Source organism: Mesorhizobium sp. ArgA1 (assembly GCF_053714375.1).
Window position 1 is genome coordinate 131,288 of record NZ_JBSKBQ010000010.1, and the last position, 19,456, is coordinate 150,743.

Genomic DNA, 19,456 nt, shown 5'->3' on the forward strand with positions numbered 1-19,456 from the left:
GACCATCCAGATGAACATCCATGAATATCAAGGCAAGGCGCTGCTGAAGGGCTTTGGCGCGCCGGTGGCCGAAGGCGTCCCGGTGTTCAAGGCGAGCGAGGCGGAAGCCGCCGCCAAGTCGCTGCCCGGCCCGCTTTATGTGGTGAAGAGCCAGATCCATGCCGGCGGCCGCGGCAAGGGCAAGTTCAAGGAGTTGCCCGCCGACGCCAAGGGTGGCGTGCGGCTGGCCAAGTCGGTCGCCGATGTCGTTGCCAACGCCAACGAGATGCTCGGCCACACGCTGGTGACCAAGCAGACCGGCCCGGCCGGCAAGCAGGTCAACCGCCTCTATATCGAGGACGGGGCCGATATCGAGCGCGAGCTTTACCTGTCGATCCTGGTCGACCGCGCGGTCGGCCGCATCGCTTTCGTCGTCTCGACCGAAGGCGGCATGGACATTGAAGGCGTCGCCCACGACACGCCGGAAAAGATCATCACCCGCGCCATCGATCCGTTGGCCGGCGTGACGACCATCGACGTCGACATTCTGGTGGAAGCGCTGGGGCTCACTGGCGACGCCGCCAAGGATGCCGCCACGCTGTTCCCGATCCTCTACAAGGCCTTTGTCGAGAAGGACATGAGCCTGCTCGAGGTCAACCCGCTGATCGTGATGAAGAACGGCCGGCTGCGCGTGCTCGACGCAAAAGTGTCGTTCGACAACAACGCGCTGTTTCGCCATCCCGAGCTGATGGAACTGCGCGATACCACCGAAGAGGACGAGAAGGAGATCGAGGCGTCGAAATACGACCTCGCCTATGTCGCGCTCGATGGCAATATCGGCTGCATGGTCAATGGCGCCGGTCTCGCCATGGCGACGATGGACATCATCAAGCTCTACGGCGCGGAGCCCGCCAACTTCCTCGATGTCGGCGGCGGCGCGTCGAAGGAGAAGGTGACGGCGGCGTTCAAGATCATCACCAAGGATCCGGCGGTCAAAGGCATTTTGATCAACATCTTCGGCGGCATCATGAAGTGCGACATCATCGCCGAAGGCGTGATTGCCGCGGTCAAGGAAGTCGGCCTGCAAGTGCCGCTGGTGGTGCGGCTCGAGGGTACCAATGCCGAACTCGGCAAGAAGATCATCAACGACAGCGGCCTCAACGTGGTGTCGGCCGATGATCTCGACGATGCGGCCAAGAAGATCGTGGCGGCGGTGAAGGGCTGAGCGGATGCGGCTGCTGCTGGCCATAACGCTGACCGGCATGGCCCTTTGGGCCAGCCCAGCGACTTCGGCCGAAGATCCGGCATCGCCTGTCTGGATCGGCAAGCGGGTCAATCTGTTCATGACTTTGTGTCCGGCGACAGCGCCTAGCTTCGGTAGGTTTAACGCCGCCGCCCGAGGGAATGGTTTTCGGCCGGACTTCAAGGGCCATCAGATTTATAAGGAAACGGAAATTGTTGCCTCGATCAGGAATGTTGGCGGCCAATGCGACTGCCTGGTTTCGTTTGGCACCGACAATCCGAAGCTTGCCGCCAATATGATCTTGAAGAGGCTGCTTTCCAAATATGGTAGCAGGTTTCAGGCAGACGATGATCCTGAATCCCTTGGACTGCTCAAGACGACCGACGGCGAACTGTCCGTTCAAGTCGTGACGACGCATGAGGCTAAGGGGCAATGGATCGGCGCTGTCGTTCACGGGAAGAAGCAATGCCCGGCTTGAATCCGCAACCCGCCAGAGGTCGATAACGATGCCTCCGCGCAAGATAAACCTCGTCGAGGCGGCGGATCAGAAGATCAAGAAGGTCTTCGATCCGCATATTGCCGGCGACGTCAATGACAGCCAGGCCAAGGTGGCCAAGTTCGGCGAGATATTCGACTGGCATGCGCATGAGCATGAGGACGAGGCCTTCCTCGTGCTTCGTGGCAGGATCGCCATCGATTTCCGCGACGGTCCGGTCGAGCTCGGCGAGGGCGATTTCATCGTCGTGCCTAAGGGCGTCGAGCACCGCCCGCGGTCGCTGACCGCGGAGCCGGTCGTCTTGATGTTCGAGCCGGCGACGACGCTCAACACCGGCAATGCCAAGAGCGACCTCACCGTCACCGATTTGAAGCGGCTCTGACCATGAACGCGGCGTCCTTCTCCTCACTCTCGCCCGATCACCAGCGCCTGCAGGCGCTGGTTGGCGCGTGGAGCGGCGAGGAAGAGGTGGCGGAAACACAATGGGCCGATGGCGGCACGGCGACGTCGGATGTGCTGGCAGAGGCGCAGTTCGGCGGCCTGTTCGTGGTGCAGCGCTACAAGCAGCGCCGCGACGGTACTGTCTCGTTCGGCTCGCACAATGTGTTCGGCTTCGACCAGCAGGCCAAAGTCGTCACAATGCACCAGTTCGATTCGATGGGCTTTGTGCCGGCGTCGCCGGCCACGGGTTCATGGAACGGCGGCGAGCTGGTCCTGGAGCGGTCGTCGCCGCGCGGCGCCGCGCGTGTGACCTATATTTTCGACAATGCCGATGCCTACCGCATGCGACTGCATTTCAAACCTGCCGGCAGCGACAGCTGGCAAGACATGGTGAGCGGCGTCTACCGGCGCGTCTCGCCTTCCTCGATCAACGGTTTTTAGAAAAGGGCTCCGATGTCCATCCTCATCGACAAGAACACCAAGGTGCTGGTGCAGGGCCTGACCGGCAAGACCGGCACGTTCCATACCGAACAGGCGCTCGCCTATCACGGCACCAAGATGGTGGGCGGCATCCATCCCAAGAAGGGTGGCGAGACCTGGACCGGCGCCAAGGGCGAAAGCCTGCCGATCTTCGCTTCGGTCGCCGAGGGCAAGGAAAAGACCGGCGCCAACGCTTCGGTGGTCTATGTGCCGCCGGCGGGCGCGGCCGAAGCGATCATCGAGGCGATCGAGGCAGAGATACCGCTGATCGTCTGTATCACCGAAGGCATTCCGGTCATGGACATGGTCAAGGTCAAGGCGCGGCTCGACCGCTCGACCTCGCGGCTGCTCGGGCCGAACTGTCCGGGCGTGCTCACCCCCGACGAATGCAAGATCGGCATCATGCCCGGCAGCATCTTCCGCAAGGGCTCGGTCGGCGTTGTTTCGCGCTCGGGAACGCTCACCTATGAGGCAGTGTTCCAGACCACCAATGTCGGCCTCGGCCAAACCACTGCCGTCGGCATCGGCGGCGATCCGGTCAAAGGCACCGAGTTCATCGACATGCTGGAAATGTTCCTCGCCGACGACGAGACCAAATCGATCATCATGATCGGCGAGATCGGCGGTTCGGCCGAGGAAGACGCCGCGCAGTTCCTCAAGGACGAGGCCAAGCGCGGCCGCAAGAAACCGATGGCGGGCTTCATTGCCGGGCGCACCGCGCCGGCCGGCCGTACCATGGGCCATGCGGGCGCGGTGATTTCGGGCGGCAAGGGCGGCGCGGAAGACAAGATCGCGGCCATGGAATCGGCAGGGATCAAGGTTTCGCCATCGCCGGCGCGTCTGGGCACGACGCTGGTCGAGGCGATCAAGGGATAAGGCAGTAGCGAATAGTGAGTAGCGAATAGCGAATAGGGAAAACAGAGTAGCAGCGCGACCCGGGAAATCCCTACTCGCTATTCGCTGCTCCCTATTCGCTCTAAACAGGAGACGGAGCCAGGGCTCCGACAAGTGACATGTCACGCAACGATCAGGCCAACGACCAATTTTCGCTCACCTCTTTCCTCTATGGCGGCAATGCCGACTATATCGACGCGCTTTACGCGTCGTATGAGGATGATCCGGAGTCGGTAAACCCCGAATGGCAGGACTTCTTCGCGGCGCTTAAGGACGACGCCGGCGATGTGCGCAAGAACGCCAAGGGCGCCTCCTGGGCAAAGCCCTCCTGGCCGCTGCAGGCCAATGGCGAACTGGTGTCGGCGCTCGACGGCAATTGGGGCCTGGTCGAGAAGACGGTCGAAAAGAAGGTCAAGGACAGAGCGGTCACCAACGGCGTCGTGCTGTCGGATGCCGACGTGCACCAGGCGACGCGCGATTCGGTGCGTGCCATCATGATGATCCGCGCCTACCGCATGCGCGGCCATCTGCACGCCAATCTCGATCCGCTCGGCATCGCCAAGCCGCTCGAGGACTATAACGAGCTGTCGCCGGAGAATTACGGCTTTACATCAGCCGACTACGACCGGCCGATCTTCCTCGACAATGTGCTGGGCCTCGAATTCGGCACCATCCGGCAGATGCTGGAGATTCTCACCCGCACCTATTGCTCGACGCTCGGCGTCGAGTTCATGCACATCTCAGACCCCGAGGAGAAGGCCTGGATCCAGGCCCGCATCGAAGGCACCGACAAGGAGATCTCCTTCACCGCCGCCGGCAAGAAGGCGATCCTGCAGAAGTTGGTCGAGGCCGAAGGTTTCGAGCAGTTCATCGACGTCAAGTACAAGGGCACCAAGCGCTTCGGCCTCGATGGCAGCGAAGGGCTGATCCCGGCGCTGGAGCAGATCATCAAGCGGGGCGGCCAACTTGGCATGAAGGAGATCGTGCTCGGCATGGCGCATCGCGGTCGGCTCAACGTGCTCAGCCAAGTGATGGCCAAGCCGCACCGCGCCATCTTCCACGAGTTCAAGGGCGGCTCGGCCGCCCCCGATGAGGTCGAAGGTTCGGGCGACGTGAAGTACCATCTCGGCGCCTCGTCCGACCGCGAGTTCGACGGCAACAAGGTGCATCTGTCCTTGACCGCCAATCCCTCGCATCTGGAAATCGTCGATCCGGTGGTGATGGGCAAGGCGCGGGCCAAGCAGGACTATCTGTTCGGCCGCAGCCGCGAGGAGATCGTGCCGCTGGAGGAACGCGCCAAGGTGCTGCCGCTGCTCTTGCATGGCGACGCCGCTTTTGCCGGCCAGGGCGTGATCGCCGAAATCCTCGGCCTGTCGGGCCTGCGCGGCCACCGCGTCGCCGGCACGCTGCATTTCATCATCAACAACCAGATCGGCTTTACCACCAATCCGCGCTTCTCGCGCTCGTCGCCCTATCCGTCCGACGTCGCCAAGATGATCGAGGCGCCGATCTTCCACGTCAATGGCGACGATCCGGAAGCTACGGTCCATGCCGCCAAGGTGGCGATCGAATTCCGCATGAAGTTCCACAAGCCGGTGGTCGTGGACATGTTCTGCTACCGCCGCTTCGGCCACAATGAGGGCGACGAGCCGTCCTTCACCCAGCCGATCATGTACGCCAACATCCGCAACCATAAGACGACGGTGCAGATCTATGGCGACCGGCTGATCGCCGAAGGCCATATCACCCAGGCCGAGCTCGACAAGATGAGGGCCGACTGGCGCGCGCATCTGGAGCAGGAATGGGAAGTCGGCCAGCACTACAAGCCCAACAAGGCCGACTGGCTGGACGGCGCCTGGTCGGGTCTGCGCACCGCCGACAACCAGGATGAACAGCGCCGCGGCAAGACCGCCGTGCCGGTCAAGGTGCTGAAGGACATCGGCAAGAAGCTGACCGAGGTGCCGAAGGGTTTCGAAGCGCACAAGACCATCATCCGCTTCCTCGAAAACCGCCGCCAGGCGATCGACTCCGGCGAAGGCATCGACTGGTCGACGGCCGAGGCGCTGGCCTTCGGCGCCATCCTGCTCGACGGCAATCCGATCCGGCTGTCGGGCCAGGATTCGGAACGCGGCACCTTCTCGCAGCGCCATTCGGTGCTCTACGACCAGCGCGACGAGACCCGCTATATCCCGCTCAACAATCTGTCGGCGGCGCAGGCGGGCTACGAAGTCATCAACTCGATGCTGTCGGAAGAGGCGGTGCTGGGCTTCGAATATGGCTACAGCCTGGCCGAGCCGAAGGCGCTCACCTTGTGGGAAGCGCAGTTCGGCGATTTTGCCAACGGCGCCCAGGTGGTGTTCGACCAGTTCATCTCTAGCGGAGAACGCAAGTGGCTCAGAATGTCGGGCCTCGTCTGCCTGTTGCCGCATGGCTATGAGGGCCAGGGTCCGGAACATTCCTCGGCCCGGCTCGAGCGCTTCCTGCAGCTTTGCGCCGAAGACAATATGCAAGTCGCGAACTGCACGACGCCGGCTAATTACTTCCACATCTTGCGCCGGCAGCTGAAGCGAGACTTCCGCAAGCCGCTGATCCTGATGACGCCGAAGTCGCTGCTGCGCCACAAGCGGGCGGTGTCGACGCTGCCGGAGATTTCGGGCGAAAGCTCGTTCCACCGGCTGCTTTGGGACGATGCCCAGCTGTTGCAGAACCAGGCGATCAAGCTCACCAAGGATTCCAAGATCCGCCGCGTCGTGCTGTGCTCGGGCAAGGTCTATTACGACCTTTACGAGGAGCGCGAGAAGCGCGGCATCAACGACATCTATCTGCTGCGCGTCGAACAGCTCTATCCGTTCCCGGCCAAGGCGCTGATCACCGAACTGTCGCGTTTCCGTAACGCCGAGATGGTGTGGTGTCAGGAAGAGCCCAAGAACATGGGCGCCTGGTCGTTCATCGATCCGTATCTGGAATGGGTGCTGGCGCATATCGACGCCAAGCATCAGCGGGTGCGCTACACCGGCAGGCCGGCGGCGGCATCGCCGGCGACCGGGCTGATGTCCAAGCATCTGGCACAGCTCGCCGCCCTGCTCGAAGACGCGCTCGGCGAATAAAGAACAGAACAGAGAAGAAACGGACAGGCACAATGGCTACCGAAATCCGCGTTCCCACTCTCGGCGAATCCGTCACCGAGGCGACCATCGGCAAATGGTTCAAGAAGGTCGGCGATGCCATTGCCGTCGACGAGCCGCTGGTCGAGCTCGAAACCGACAAGGTGACGGTGGAAGTGCCTGCCGCTGCCGCCGGCACGCTGGGCGAGATCGCCGCCAAGGAAGGCGAGACGGTCGGCGTCGGCGCTTTGCTTGGGATGATCTCGGCAGGTGGCGCTGCCGCCGCGGCTCCGGCAAGCAAGCAGGAGACCAAGTCGGTGGCGCAGGCGTCGAGCCCGGACGCCGCGCATACCACCAAGCAGGCCGCGGCAGAGACCGCCAAGATCGCCGGCGATGCCGGCACGGTCGAGCCGCGCTCGATGCCGCCGGCGCCGGCCGCAGCCAAACTGATCGCGGAACACAATCTGTCGGTCGATCAGGTCTCCGGCTCTGGCAAGCGCGGCCAGGTGTTGAAGGGCGACGTGCTCGACGCCATTTCCAAGGGCGCACCGTCGCAGCCGGCCGAAATGCCGAAGGCTGCACCGGCCCCGATCGCAGTGCGTGCGCCGTCTTCCGGCGACGATGCCTCGCGCGAAGAGCGCGTGCGCATGACCAAGCTGCGCCAGACCATTGCGCGCCGGCTGAAGGAAGCGCAGTCGACCGCCGCCATGCTGACCACCTTCAACGAGGTCGACATGTCCGCGGTGATGGCGCTCAGGACCAAATACAAGGATATCTTCGAGAAGAAGCACGGCGTGAAGCTCGGCTTCATGGGCTTCTTCACCAAGGCGGTCACCCACGCCTTGAAGGAGATCCCGGCGGTCAATGCCGAGATCGACGGCACTGACATCATCTACAAGAATTTTGCCCATGTCGGCGTCGCCGTCGGCACCGAAAAGGGCCTCGTCGTGCCGGTGGTGCGCGACGCCGACCAGATGTCCATCGCCGAGATCGAGAAGGAGATCGGCCGGCTTGGCATTGCCGCGCGCGACGGCAAGCTGTCGGTCGCCGACATGCAGGGCGGCACCTTCACCATCTCCAACGGAGGTGTCTACGGCTCGCTGATGTCGACGCCGATCCTCAACGCGCCGCAGTCGGGCATTTTGGGGATGCACAAGATCCAGGACCGGCCGGTCGTGGTCGGCGGCCAGATCGTGATCAGGCCGATGATGTATCTGGCGCTGAGCTACGATCACCGCATCGTCGACGGCAAGGAAGCCGTGACCTTCCTGGTGCGCGTCAAGGACAGCCTGGAAGATCCGGAGCGGCTGGTGCTCGACCTCTGAGTGATCCGGAATGGCCGAACCTGCCCCGCCGATAGATCTGTTCGAGCTTCTGACGACAGGCTGTGCGGGTCCTCTCGAACTCGGCAAAAGCAGCCGTGAGACGGTTCGAGAACTGATCGACGCGGAGGATGTGCGAACTGACAATCATTTTCGCCACGGGGACACCGAATCTGCTTGGTGCATATACGGCACGAATTGCGAATTCTTCTTCAGCCCCGATTTTCGCTTGCGGTCGATCAGCATCGAACCCGTCTTCGGAAGATTGCAACCGAGCGGAATGATGGCGACCTGGCATGGCCATCTGGATGTCGATGTTGGTCGGTATCCCGTGACTTTTGCAGGCACCAAACCGATAGCCATTTGTACCTTGCCCAAGGCGTTGCAGTTCCTCAACGAAAGCGACCTCAAATGGGCAATCGGCGGCGGTCGCGAGCGCGACGTTTATATCGAGCTGGCGGAGAGTTCTCGCATCTTGACCCTCAAATACGAGGTGAATGCGTTTCCGGTCGACGGGAATGAAAACGTTGCATTCGAGATAGACTATTTTCTTTCGACCGTTTTCATCGTCGATCAAGCTGTTCAAGGCGACTAGCTATGACGATCCGTTCTCTCTTGTCCGAAAGCCTGTCGACCTCGTCGATAGCGGTCGGCATGGCAATGATCCCGGCCGCCGCCCACGCCGCCTGTCCGCTGGCGCTCGCCGTTTATGGCGATGCCGAGAGCAATGCCGGCATCGATTTCCGACCGACGATGGACGCGGCCACCGTCACCAACTCGTTCAAGATGGTGCTCGACAAGGGCGTCGTGCTCGACGGCATCGTCGTGTGGACCGATGGGGTTTCGCGGCCGCACGGATCGCTGATGTACAAATGCCCGACGGGTGACGTGACCGGGGACGAGCTTGCCGCCTGCACGGTGTGGCAGGGCGTCGTCTACAGCGCCGACGACAAGGGCAACATTGAGCTGTTGGCGGCTGAAGGCGCGGACGCACCGCAGAGCCTGATCTTCCCCGATCTCGGGCCGTCGCTGCAGATGTCGTCGGCCTTCGGGACCAAGGGGTTTTCGAAACTGCCGTGGGACGTGTTTCTGCTGAAAGGTTGCCAGGAATGAGCGCGGCGCAAAAGGTGCTGTTCGTCACCGGCGGCAGCCGCGGCATCGGCGCCGCCATCTGCCGGCTGGGCGCCGCCTCCGGGTACCGCGTCGCGATCAACTATGCCTCGAACAAGACTGCCGCCGACGCGGTGGTCGCCGAAATCAAGGCGGCGGGCGGCGAGGCTATCGCGGTCAAAGGCGATGTTGGCAACGAAGGCGATGTCGTTGCTATGTTTGAGGCGGTGGACCGCGCCTTTGGCCGGCTCGACGCCTTCGTCAACAATGCCGGCATCGTCGACGTCAAGGCGCGTGTCGACGAGATGAGTGCCGAGCGTGTCGAGCGCATGATGCGCATCAACGTCACCGGGTCTTTCGTCTGCGCCCGCGAGGCGGTCAAGCGTATGTCGACCCGGCATGGTGGCAAGGGCGGCGCCATTGTCAATATCTCCTCGGCGGCCGCGAGGCTCGGTGCGCCCGGCGAATACGTCGACTACGCCGCGTCCAAGGGCGCGATCGACACTCTCACTGTCGGGCTGGCGCGCGAGGTGGTGAGCGAGGGCGTCCGCGTCAACGCCGTCAGCCCGGGCATCACCGAGACCGAAATCCATGCCTCCGGTGGTCAGCCCGACCGGGTGGCCCGGATGCAGGACATGCTGCCGATGAAACGCGCCGGCACCGCCGATGAAGTCGCGCATGCCGTTCTCTATCTTTTGTCGGATGAAGCGTCCTATACGACGGGCGCGATCCTGAATGTCAGCGGCGGCCGCTGAGCCCCAAGCAAAAGGGAAACAAACATGGCTTATGACGTCGTTATCATCGGCTCCGGACCGGGCGGCTATGTCTGCGCCATCAAGGCGGCGCAGCTTGGGCTGAAGGTGGCCGTGGTCGAGAAGAACGCCACCTTCGGCGGCACCTGCCTTAACATCGGCTGCATTCCGTCCAAGGCGCTGCTCCATGCCTCCGAGATGTTCGCCGAGGCCGGCCATTCCTTCGATACGCTGGGCGTCGAGATACCGGCGCCGAAACTCAATCTGAAGAAGATGATGGCGCACAAGGACGCGACCGTTTCGGCCAACGTCAATGGCGTTGCCTTCCTGTTCAAGAAGAACAAGATCGATAGTTTCCGCGGCACCGGCAAGGTGGTCGCCGCCGGCAAGGTGTCGGTGACGGCTGAGGACGGCAAGGTCGAGGAGATCGAGACCAAGAACATCGTCATTGCCACCGGCTCCGACGTCGCCGGCATTCCCGGCGTCAAGGTCGACTTCGACGAGAAGGTGATCCTGTCGTCGACCGGCGCGCTGTCGCTGGAGAAAGTGCCTGGCCATCTGGTTGTGGTCGGTGGCGGCGTCATCGGGCTGGAGCTCGGCTCGGTCTGGGCACGGCTCGGCGCCAAGGTCACGGTGGTTGAGTTCCTCGACACCATCCTGGGCGGCATGGACGGCGAGGTTTCCAAGCAGTTCCAGCGCCTGCTGTCCAAGCAGGGTTTCGAGTTCAAGCTCGGCGCCAAGGTCACCGGTGTCGCCAAGGCCAAGAAGGGCGCGACGGTTACCTTCGAGCCGGTCAAGGGTGGAGCGGCCGAGACCATCGAGGCCGACGCGGTGCTGATCTCGACGGGACGTCGCGCTTTCTCAGACAGTCTCGGGCTGAAAGAAGCCGGCGTCGAGGTCGACGAGCGCGGCCGGGTCAAGACCGACGGTCATCTCAGGACCAATGTGGCGGGCATCTATGCCATCGGCGACGTCATTGCCGGGCCGATGCTGGCGCACAAGGCCGAGGATGAAGGCGTGGCGGTGGCCGAGACCATTGCCGGCCAAGCCGGCCATGTGAACTACGACGTCATCCCGAGCGTCGTCTACACCAGCCCGGAAATCGCTTCGGTCGGCAAGACCGAGGAAGAGCTGAAGAAGGCCGGCATCGACTACAAGATCGGCAAATTCCCGTTTACCGCCAACGGCCGCGCACGCGCCATGTTGCACACGGACGGTTTTGTGAAGATCCTCGCCGACAAGGCCAGCGACCGCGTGCTCGGCGTCCACATTGTCGGCTTCGGCGCCGGCGAGATGATCCACGAGGCGGCGGTGCTGATGGAGTTCGGCGGCTCGTCGGAAGATCTCGCTCGCACCTGCCACGCGCATCCGACGATGTCGGAAGCGGTCAAGGAAGCGGCGCTGGCAACATTCTTCAAGCCGATCCATATCTGAAGGCCCATCATAAACTCTACTCCGGAGGCCATCTGGCGCGACTTTCTGCGCTTCCGGTGCTCACGGACTTGAATGTCCGTTCCGCTCCGGTTCTCGAAAGCGAGTTTCCAATAGGCCTTTCCCGTGGTGCCCAAAACAAAACGGCCCGCTTTTCAGCGGGCCGTTCTTCGTTGAAATCAGGGACCTGATTACTGGGCCGGTGCGGGCGCCGGGGCCGGAGCAGGCGCGGGAGCCGGGGCTGGTGCCGGAGCGGGCTCAGGCGCAGGAGCTGGCGCGGGAGCCGGTTCGGCGGGCTTCATCGGCTCAGCCGGTGCAGGCGCGGGCGCCGGTGTGCTGGCTGCCGGCGGCTCGGCGGGTGCCGGATGCTCGCCGCTTCGTCCGAAAACATAGTACGCGACAATGGCCAGGATAACTACGACAAGCGCAATGAGCCAGCCGCTGCCACCGCCCGATCTGGGCGATGGGCCTGGGTCGTTAGGGTTCGCCATAAAAGTGTCCTCCGTGGATGAAAAGCATCAAACAACACCCATCAACGCGCAACCGTTGAACGGGTTTCATACTAGGCCTGGAAATCGCCGAACGCAGGATAATTCTGATTCGCAACCGCTCGGTGGCCTGTATTTCCCCCGCAAAATCAATCACGAATGGGTAGAAACGAGCTTAGCTGGCCTTTTCCGCCAAAAATAGGGCCAACCGCCTCCGCCTTGCGAATCAGTTGCTGTCCCTAACAGAGCCGGGACCTTGCGTGATTCGGCACAGGGTGAGAGCTCAGTCGACGGCGGTGACCGTATAGCCCGCTTTGCGAAAATCCTCGACCAGGCCTTCGGGGCCGGGAAGATGCAGGGCGCCGACCGCCATGAAGACGTTGCCCTTGGCCAGGATCGGCTGGGCATGATCGACCATCACCTTGTTGCGGTCGGTGATCATGGCCTGATCGAAGGCGGCGTACCCCGCGGCGTCCTCTTCTTCGCCTGGGGACATTGAACGCAGAAGCGGCCAGAATGTGCCGGTGTCGCCGCGCTGGTAGAGCACGATCATGGTTTCGTTGATGTCGTTTATCTTGTCGCCAAGCTTCAGGGTCTCGACCAGCCCCTTGATGTGAAAGGCGAGCGGCAGCGAAGCCATGGCACGGAGTTGGCCGGCGGCGGTCTCCAACCCCTCCACCGGCTTTCCATTAGCCTTGGCGTCCTCAGCCAGTTTGACGTCGAGGACCGGAGCGCCGCCGGCCTGGCGGGCGACCTCGCAGACCGGCAGCGCGACCATTGCCGACAGCAGCCACGGCTTCATCTTGGAGACGGTCGCCGGCGGAATGCCGCGTGCATCGAGCCCCTTGTTCACCACCGCCGCATCCTCCGGCGACAGCAGCGAGGACAGCGTTGTGCTGTCGGTGAACATCATCAACTCGGGTTCCTTGAGCATGGCCTCCATCATCTTCTGCTTGTCGAGCACGTCGGTGGTCTCGATGATGATGGTACCGGCGGCGTCGTAGGCCCGCTTGGCGGCCGGCGGCAGCGTGGTCACGCGCGGGTCGGTCATGTGCATGGTGCCGAACAGGAAGGATGGCTTTTCGCCTGATTTTTCCAGCTTCCACAACAGGCCCTTGCCGTTCGGCGTCGCCGCCGCTTCCGTCTCGATCCTGGCATAGGTGGCGGGATCGTCTTTCTGCAGGGCCGACAGCAGATCGGCGCCGGTGCAGACCGGGGCTTCGGCGTGCGCCTTGCCCATGGCAAGCAGCAGCACGACGAGGAAAGACAGGAAAAACAGCGCGTTGAGCGCGACAAGCAGCTTCAGCGACACGAGGGCCGCGCGGTCGGCGATGGCAATGGCGCGTTTCATGATCGCCTTTCTAGGACCGAAAAGCGGCGAAACGGTTAACCAGCACGGCAAAATTGAAGGGTTCACGCCCTTGGATGCGCGGACTCATAGATTTCGAGCAGCCTTGCGGTATCGACGCCGGTGTAGACCTGCGTCGTCGACAGGCTGGCATGGCCGAGCAGCTCCTGGATGGTGCGCAAATCGCCGCCACGGCCGAGCAGATGCGTGGCGAACGAGTGGCGCAAGGCATGCGGCGTCGCGGTATCCGGCAGGTTGAGCGCCGAGCGCAGTTTGGCCATGTCGCGCTGGACGATGGCCGGATTGAGCGGTCCGCCACGGGCGCCGCGAAACAAGAGGCCCTTGGGGTCGAGATGATAGGGGCACAGTTTGCGGTATTCGGCGATGGCTCTGAGTGCCACCGGCAGCACCGGCACCAGCCGGGTCTTGCCGCCCTTGCCGGTGACGCGCAGCACGGTGTCGGCTTCCGACGCCAGGTCGGCGGCGCTGAGGCCAAGCGCCTCGGAAATGCGCAGGCCCGAACCGTAGAGCAGCGTCAGCACGGCGGCATTGCGGGCGGCGACCCAGGGCTCCTCCGCCAATTGGCCTTCCACCGAGACGACATGTTTGGCGTCGCTGGCGGTCAGCGGCTTGGGCAGCGATTTCGGCTGGCGCGGCGCGCGCAGCGCTGCCGCACCGGCGGCGTTGGCGAGGCCGCGCCGCTCGAGGAAGCGCAACAGCGAGCGAATGCCGGCAAGACCCCGGCCGAGCGTACGAGCGCCGGCGCCGGCGTTGCGCCGCGCGGCGAGAAAGCCGCGCAGGTCGGCGGGACGCAGCGCGGCGATGTCGGAGATGCCCGGCGAACCGCCGCAATGTCCGGTCAGGAAATGCAGGAACTGTCTGGTATCGCGCTCATAGGCTTCGATCGTGGCCGGCGACAGCCTGCGCTCGCGCGTCAGCATCTTCAGCCAGCTCTCGCGCGCTGCCTGGAGGTCGGGTTTTGCCGGAATGAGAAATTCCTGCATCAGGGTTCGGATCCTACGCCTTTGCGCATCAGGCCAACATCCTGCGACGGCGAGGTTAGGAAGCGGTGAAGAGCCCGTCATTGAGATGACAACTGGAAATGACAACCGAGCGATCATTGAAATGACGCCGGGGCGGCGTTAGAGCAAGGCAAAGGATGTCAACCATGTCGAAGCCTCAGAACCCCGTCCAGATGGCCGTGATCGGCGCTGCCCATGGCATCAAGGGCGAGCTCAGGGTCAAAACCTTCACCGGGGAGCCGCTGGCCCTGGCTGACTATGGGCCGCTCTACGCCAAGGACGGCCGCGCCTTCCAGATCATCGACATAAGGCCGGCCAATACTGTCGTCGTGGTGCGCTTCAAGGGCATTGCCGACCGCAACGCCGCCGAGGCGCTGGCCGGCACCGAGCTGTTCGTCGACCGCTCGATGCTGCCCGACGATGGCGAGGAGGACGAATTCTACCACGCCGATCTCGTCGGGCTCGAGGTGAGGGACGAAACGGGTGCGGTGCTGGGCAAGGTGGTCGCCGTGCACAATTTCGGCGGCGGCGATATTCTCGACGTCACGCTCGGCGGGCGCAAAGGCGTATTGATCCCGTTCACCCAGGCTGCCGTGCCGCAGGTGGTGGTCGCCGAAGGTTATGTCCGCGTCGACCCGGCCGCGGCCGGGCTGCTTGAGGACGAGGATGGTGGCGGCCCGCGCGACGAGGAGTTCAATCCCAAAGGCAGGCCACGCGGACCGCGCGACGCCGGGGGCAACCGGTGACCTTCAAGGCTTCGGTGCTGACGCTCTATCCCGAGATGTTTCCGGGCGGGCTCGGCCTGTCGCTGGCCGGGCGAGCGCTGGAGGCTGGCAAATGGTCGCTGGAAACGATCCAGATCCGCGACTTTGCTGAGGACAAACACCGCACCGTCGACGACACCCCGGCCGGTGGCGGCGCCGGCATGGTCATGCGCGCCGACGTCCTGGCCAAGGCGATCGACCACACGTCGCTGACCGGCGATTCGCGGCCGAAACTGCTGATGAGCCCGCGTGGCAAACCGCTGACGCAGGCGCGTATCCGCGAGCTTGCCGCCGGGCCGGGCGCCGTCATCGTCTGCGGCCGCTTCGAAGGCGTCGACCAGCGATTGATCGAGGCGCGTGGACTGGAAGAGGTTTCCATCGGCGACTTCATCCTCTCCGGCGGCGAGCCGGCAGCACTGGTGCTGCTCGACGCCGTGGTGCGGCTGCTGCCCGGCGTCATGGGCAATGCGGTGTCGGGCGAAGAAGAAAGCTTTGAAAACGGCCTGCTCGAACATCCGCACTACACCCGGCCGCAGGAATTTGAGGGCCGGCCGATCCCCGACGTGCTGGTGTCCGGCAATCACAAGAAGATCGCCGCATGGCGGCGCGCGGAGTCCGAGAGGCTGACCAGGGAGCGGCGGCCGGATTTGTTGGGCGCTTCGCCTCAGCCCTTGGTGAAGTAGTAAAACGCCAGGAACAGGCCGACGGCGATGACGAAGCCGCGCACCGCGTTTTGCGGCACGCGCTTGGCGATCCAGACGCCGGCATAGCCGCCGAGCGCGCCACCGGGGATCATGACGATCGCCTGCGGCCAGGCCACGACGCCGCCGGAGACGAAGACGATGATCGCCACCGCTGCGATGACCACGGCCAGCATGTTCTTCAGCGCGTTCAGCCGGTGGTAGTCGCCGGCCTGGGTCAAGCCGAGCGTCGCCAGCATCATCACCCCCATGCCGGCGCCGAAGAAGCCGCCATAGACGGCGGTGAGGAACTGCGCCAGCGATCCGGCGAGCGAGCCTACCGAAGCCTCGTGGCCCGGTTTGGGCGCCGGCTTCAGCCACGGCCCGGCGGCGAATAGTGCGGTGGCGGCGAGCAGCAGCCACGGCACCATGAGCCTGAAAGACGGGTTGGACAGCGCCAGAAGGATGAAGGCGCCCGCCAGCGCGCCGGCCGCCGAGATCAGGCAAAGCAGCAGCGCGCCGCGCCAGAAATGCTTGATGTCGGTCCAGTAGGCGAGCGTCGAGGTGACGTAGCCGGGAAACTGCGTTACCGAGGAGGTGGCGTTGGCGACGATCGGTGGCACGCCGACCAGGCTCATGGCGCCGAAAGTGATGAAGGTGCCGCCGCCGGCGACCGCATTGCATGCGCCAGATAGAAAGCCTGCCGCAAACAGCAGGACTGCGTCGAGAACGGACATGTCGAATATTGTCATGAGAACGGCGCCGGGAAACAATGCTTCGCGCGGCTTTAGGAAGCTTGAAGGGTCGGCGCAACCCCGTACTGGACGATTGCGTGGTGGCATGCGACCAAAAAAGACAGGGCCAAGGCGTGACAAGTGAGCGAAATAGCTGTATGTGCCCGCCCGAACCGGAAGAAATATCTGCCGGACCCGTCAACAATGACGGTGTAGTCGCCCCTGCCCAATGTTTTCGAAGACAGATGTCTCGGAGACAAAGGGCATAGCCGAGCGGTCAATGGAACTGCAAGGCGAGTGTCGGACGCTCTGACTGTCGGAAGAACAAGAAGTGGATTACTGACATGGATATCATCCGTCAGCTCGAGGCCGAACAGGCCGCCAAGATCGAAGCCAAGCGCAAACTTCCCGAATTCCAGCCCGGCGACACCGTGCGCGTCCAGGTCCGCGTGACTGAGGGCACCCGCACCCGCGTCCAGGCCTATGAAGGCGTCGTCATCGCCCGCTCGGGCGCCGGCTTCCAGGAAAACTTCACCGTCCGCAAGATCTCCTATGGCGAAGGCGTCGAGCGCGTGTTCCCGGTCTTCTCGCCGATGGTCGAAGGCGTCGAGATCGTGCGCCGCGGCAAGGTGCGCCGCGCCAAGCTCTATTATTTGCGCGATCGTCGCGGCAAGTCGGCCCGTATCTCAGAAAACACCGGCGTGCGCGCCCGCAAGCTGAACGATGAGGAGCGCGACGCGCTGAACGCCGAGAAGGCCCGCATCGAAGCCGAGAAGGTCGCCGCCGCCCAGGCGCTGGCAGCCGAGACGGCCGCAAAGGAAGCCGCCGAGAAGAAGGCCGCCGACGAGGCTGAAGCCGCAGCCAAGGCCGCCGCGGAAGCCACCCCGGCCGAGTAAGATCTCGACCAAGGATTTTGAAAAGGCGGCTTCGGCCGCCTTTTTTCGTTTCACCAGACTGTGAGCGATTTCAGCCGCTAAAAATCGGACTGGGCGATTGACTCTATATTATCTTGTGTACTAAATAATCGTGCACAAGCAAATTGGAGATACGACATGGCACTCTACACGACTCAGGCTCGCGTCACCGGTGGTCGCGCCGGCCACGGCGAGACCAGCGACGGCCTGCTCAAGGTCGACCTCGCTTTGCCCAGGGAACTGGGTGGATCGGGTGGCGCCACCAATCCCGAGCAGCTGTTCGCGGTCGGCTATGCCGCCTGCTTCGAAAGCGCCATCCGCTTCGTTGCGCGCAAGCAGAAGCTGCCGCTGACCGATGCGTCGGTGACCTCCACCGTCAGCCTGCTTCCCCATGGCGAAGGCTTCAAACTCGGTGTCGCCCTCGCCGCGGAGACGAAAGGCCTTGATCAGGCAGAGGCGGAAGCGCTTGTATCGGCGGCGCATCAGATTTGCCCATACTCCAATGCGATCAAGGGCAATATTGAGGTTGAGCTTTCGACTGTGGCGCTTCCGGCAAAGGCAGCATGACGACCAAGACCGAAACCAGAGCTAGCGACGTCCCGGCGGACACCGCCGGGACGATCGCCGTTCCGCGCCTCGACCAGCAGCTCTGCTTTGCGCTCTATTCGGCGAGCGGGCTGATGACCAAGCTCTACCGGCCGCTGCTCGACCCGCTCGGCCTGACCTATCCGCAATATCTGGCGATGCTGGCGCTGTGGCAGCATGCGCCGAGCACGGTCGGCGAGCTTGGCGATGCGCTGGGGCTCGATTCGGCGACGCTGACGCCGCTGCTCAAGCGGCTCGAGGTGGGTGGCCTGGTCACCCGCCGGCGCGATCCGGCCGACGAGCGTCGCGTGCTGGTCGAACCCACGGCACAAGGCCAGGCGCTGCGCGCCCGTATCAAGGATGTGTCCGCAGGCCTTGCCTGCGCCATGCCGCTCGAGGTCGACGAACTGAAGTCGCTGCACCGGACCTTGACCGGGTTTGTCACCAAGTTGCGTGACGCGACGTCAACATCCTGACCGTCATTTGACGGTTTCCCTTATGTCCGGGAGTGGCCTGGTTTGCCGCGGCGGATCACGGAATAAATGCCGGCCACAAGGCGTTCTAAAACCGCGGCGGCTAGGGGCATTGAAATCCTGCTTTCAACCGGCCTTAAGCACCGGACCGGCTTGCAAGCCGTCTGCGGACGGCTAAAGTCGCGCCGGGATCTTCATGTTAGCCCGGCTGCATACGGGCTTCTCACCCTGGAGTGTGTCATGACCAAATCGAAACTGCTGCTGGCCGTCCTCGCGGCCTGTCTTCTCGCACCCGTCGCCGCCTGGGCGGCCGACGCGCTGCCCGACCTCGGCGGCAAGAAAGTTGTGGTGGTGACGGAAAACGCCTATCCGCCGCTGCAGTTCATCGATGCCAAGACGGGCAAGCAGATCGGCTGGGAATATGACGCGATGGACGAGATCGCCAAGCGGCTGAACTTCAAGGTCGAGTACCAGAACACCTCCTGGGACGCGATGATCCAGGCGGTTTCCGACAACCAGTACAACATCGGCATGACCGGCATCACCATCAAGGACGACCGCAAGGAGAAGGTCGACTTCTCCGATCCCTATATGCGTTCGGAGCAGTTCATGCTGGTGCGCGGCGATGAAAGCCGCTTCACCGACGCCAAGACCTTCGGCGCCTTCAAGGACGGGCTGATCGGCGCGCAGGCCGGCACCACGCCGTTCTACACCGCCGTCTACAGCGTGCTCGACGGCAATGAGCAGAACCCGCGCATCAAGCTGTTCGAAACCTTCGGCGCCACCGTGCAGGCGCTGAAATCCGGCGACGTCGATGTCGTGCTGACCGACGGCACGGCCGGCAAGGGTTATGTCGATGCTTCCGAGGGCAAGCTCAAGCTGATCGGCGGCCCGCTCGGCACCGAGGATTTCGGCTTCATCTTCCCGAAGGGGTCCGATCTGGTGAAGCCGGTCAACGCCGCCATCGCCGCGCTCAAGGCCGACGGCACGCTGGATGCCCTGAACAAGAAGTGGTTTCTTGACTACAAGATGGGGCAGTAGTCCATCTTGGCGCAACGGCTTTCGCTAATCGCAAACGTGAATATACAGGCGGGATTGGCGGAGCTGCCAATCTCCCCCCTTGCGGGGGAGATGCCCGGCAGGGCAGAGGGGGGTGTGAAAGAACGCTTCCCTTTTGTTTTGAGCTTTTCAGAAGA

20 protein-coding genes are annotated in these 19,456 nt (G+C 63.3%); 17 read left to right on the forward strand and 3 right to left on the reverse strand.

What is annotated here, in order from left to right; translation table 11 throughout:
* Positions 1-10: 10 nt before the first annotated feature.
* From sucC to lpdA, 11 genes are all read left to right on the forward strand, one after another.
* The gene (gene sucC, locus ACWGTI_RS21395; RefSeq protein WP_454588951.1) at positions 11-1,204 is read left to right on the forward strand and encodes an ADP-forming succinate--CoA ligase subunit beta; all 1,194 of its coding nucleotides are present in this window, start codon (positions 11-13) and stop codon (positions 1,202-1,204) included.
* Positions 1,205-1,208: 4 nt separating this feature from the next.
* Positions 1,209-1,700 (forward strand): hypothetical protein, encoded by a 492-nt coding sequence (locus ACWGTI_RS21400; RefSeq protein ID WP_454588952.1) that lies wholly within the window; start codon positions 1,209-1,211, stop codon positions 1,698-1,700.
* A 28-nt stretch (positions 1,701-1,728) separates the two neighbouring features.
* Positions 1,729-2,100: a cupin domain-containing protein gene (locus tag ACWGTI_RS21405; RefSeq protein ID WP_454588953.1), complete on the forward strand. Its 372-nt coding sequence runs from the start codon at positions 1,729-1,731 to the stop codon at positions 2,098-2,100.
* Between the two features lie 2 nt (positions 2,101-2,102).
* A complete protein-coding gene (locus tag ACWGTI_RS21410; RefSeq protein ID WP_454588954.1) occupies positions 2,103-2,600 on the forward strand; it encodes a DUF1579 family protein in 498 nt (165 codons plus the stop codon).
* Between the two features lie 12 nt (positions 2,601-2,612).
* Positions 2,613-3,515: a succinate--CoA ligase subunit alpha gene (sucD, locus tag ACWGTI_RS21415; protein WP_454588955.1), complete on the forward strand. Its 903-nt coding sequence runs from the start codon at positions 2,613-2,615 to the stop codon at positions 3,513-3,515.
* A gap of 137 nt (positions 3,516-3,652) precedes the next feature.
* Positions 3,653-6,640, forward strand: coding sequence for a 2-oxoglutarate dehydrogenase E1 component (locus ACWGTI_RS21420; protein ID WP_454588956.1), 2,988 nt, complete (start codon positions 3,653-3,655; stop codon positions 6,638-6,640).
* Between the two features lie 32 nt (positions 6,641-6,672).
* Complete coding sequence (gene odhB / locus ACWGTI_RS21425; protein ID WP_454588957.1) at positions 6,673-7,962, forward strand: 2-oxoglutarate dehydrogenase complex dihydrolipoyllysine-residue succinyltransferase; 1,290 nt, start codon at positions 6,673-6,675, stop codon at positions 7,960-7,962.
* Between the two features lie 10 nt (positions 7,963-7,972).
* Positions 7,973-8,554 (forward strand): hypothetical protein, encoded by a 582-nt coding sequence (locus tag ACWGTI_RS21430; RefSeq protein WP_454588958.1) that lies wholly within the window; start codon positions 7,973-7,975, stop codon positions 8,552-8,554.
* Positions 8,555-8,619: 65 nt separating this feature from the next.
* Positions 8,620-9,072 carry a hypothetical protein gene (locus ACWGTI_RS21435; RefSeq protein ID WP_454589006.1) on the forward strand — a complete coding sequence of 151 codons (453 nt, stop codon included), beginning with the start codon at positions 8,620-8,622 and terminating at the stop codon, positions 9,070-9,072.
* A complete protein-coding gene (locus tag ACWGTI_RS21440; protein ID WP_454588959.1) occupies positions 9,069-9,824 on the forward strand; it encodes an SDR family oxidoreductase in 756 nt (251 codons plus the stop codon). The genes ACWGTI_RS21435 and ACWGTI_RS21440 overlap by 4 nt, the downstream gene beginning before the upstream one ends.
* A 24-nt stretch (positions 9,825-9,848) precedes the next feature.
* Positions 9,849-11,255 (forward strand): dihydrolipoyl dehydrogenase, encoded by a 1,407-nt coding sequence (lpdA, locus tag ACWGTI_RS21445; RefSeq protein WP_454588960.1) that lies wholly within the window; start codon positions 9,849-9,851, stop codon positions 11,253-11,255.
* A 768-nt stretch (positions 11,256-12,023) separates the two neighbouring features.
* Here lpdA and ACWGTI_RS21450 read toward each other — a convergent pair.
* Together ACWGTI_RS21450 and ACWGTI_RS21455 are read right to left on the reverse strand one after the other, a co-directional pair.
* The gene (locus ACWGTI_RS21450) at positions 12,024-13,091 is read right to left on the reverse strand and encodes a TraB/GumN family protein (protein WP_454588961.1); all 1,068 of its coding nucleotides are present in this window, start codon (positions 13,089-13,091) and stop codon (positions 12,024-12,026) included.
* A gap of 62 nt (positions 13,092-13,153) precedes the next feature.
* Positions 13,154-14,092, reverse strand: coding sequence for a tyrosine recombinase XerC (locus ACWGTI_RS21455; RefSeq protein ID WP_454588962.1), 939 nt, complete (start codon positions 14,090-14,092; stop codon positions 13,154-13,156).
* A gap of 164 nt (positions 14,093-14,256) precedes the next feature.
* On the opposite strand from ACWGTI_RS21455, the gene rimM reads away from it, so the two are divergent.
* Together rimM and trmD are read left to right on the forward strand one after the other, a co-directional pair.
* Positions 14,257-14,856, forward strand: a complete 600-nt coding sequence (rimM, locus tag ACWGTI_RS21460) for a ribosome maturation factor RimM (protein WP_454588963.1) — start codon at positions 14,257-14,259, stop codon at positions 14,854-14,856.
* Complete coding sequence (gene trmD / locus ACWGTI_RS21465; protein WP_454588964.1) at positions 14,853-15,557, forward strand: tRNA (guanosine(37)-N1)-methyltransferase TrmD; 705 nt, start codon at positions 14,853-14,855, stop codon at positions 15,555-15,557. The genes rimM and trmD overlap by 4 nt, the downstream gene beginning before the upstream one ends.
* On the opposite strand, the gene ACWGTI_RS21470 is transcribed toward trmD, so the two are convergent.
* The gene (locus ACWGTI_RS21470; protein ID WP_454589007.1) at positions 15,539-16,291 is read right to left on the reverse strand and encodes a sulfite exporter TauE/SafE family protein; all 753 of its coding nucleotides are present in this window, start codon (positions 16,289-16,291) and stop codon (positions 15,539-15,541) included. The two genes, trmD and ACWGTI_RS21470, sit on opposite strands and share 19 nt — an antisense overlap.
* A gap of 341 nt (positions 16,292-16,632) precedes the next feature.
* Between ACWGTI_RS21470 and rplS the strand changes: the two genes are divergently transcribed.
* From rplS to ACWGTI_RS21490, 4 genes are all read left to right on the forward strand, one after another.
* Positions 16,633-17,184, forward strand: coding sequence for a 50S ribosomal protein L19 (rplS, locus tag ACWGTI_RS21475; RefSeq protein ID WP_142867183.1), 552 nt, complete (start codon positions 16,633-16,635; stop codon positions 17,182-17,184).
* A 156-nt stretch (positions 17,185-17,340) separates the two neighbouring features.
* Entirely contained in the window at positions 17,341-17,769 is a 429-nt protein-coding gene (locus ACWGTI_RS21480) for an organic hydroperoxide resistance protein (RefSeq protein WP_454588965.1), read from the forward strand.
* Positions 17,766-18,263 (forward strand): MarR family winged helix-turn-helix transcriptional regulator, encoded by a 498-nt coding sequence (locus tag ACWGTI_RS21485; RefSeq protein ID WP_454588966.1) that lies wholly within the window; start codon positions 17,766-17,768, stop codon positions 18,261-18,263. Before ACWGTI_RS21480 ends, ACWGTI_RS21485 begins: the two co-directional genes overlap by 4 nt.
* 237 nt (positions 18,264-18,500) lie before the next feature.
* A complete protein-coding gene (locus tag ACWGTI_RS21490; RefSeq protein ID WP_454588967.1) occupies positions 18,501-19,301 on the forward strand; it encodes a transporter substrate-binding domain-containing protein in 801 nt (266 codons plus the stop codon).
* Positions 19,302-19,456 lie beyond the last annotated feature (155 nt).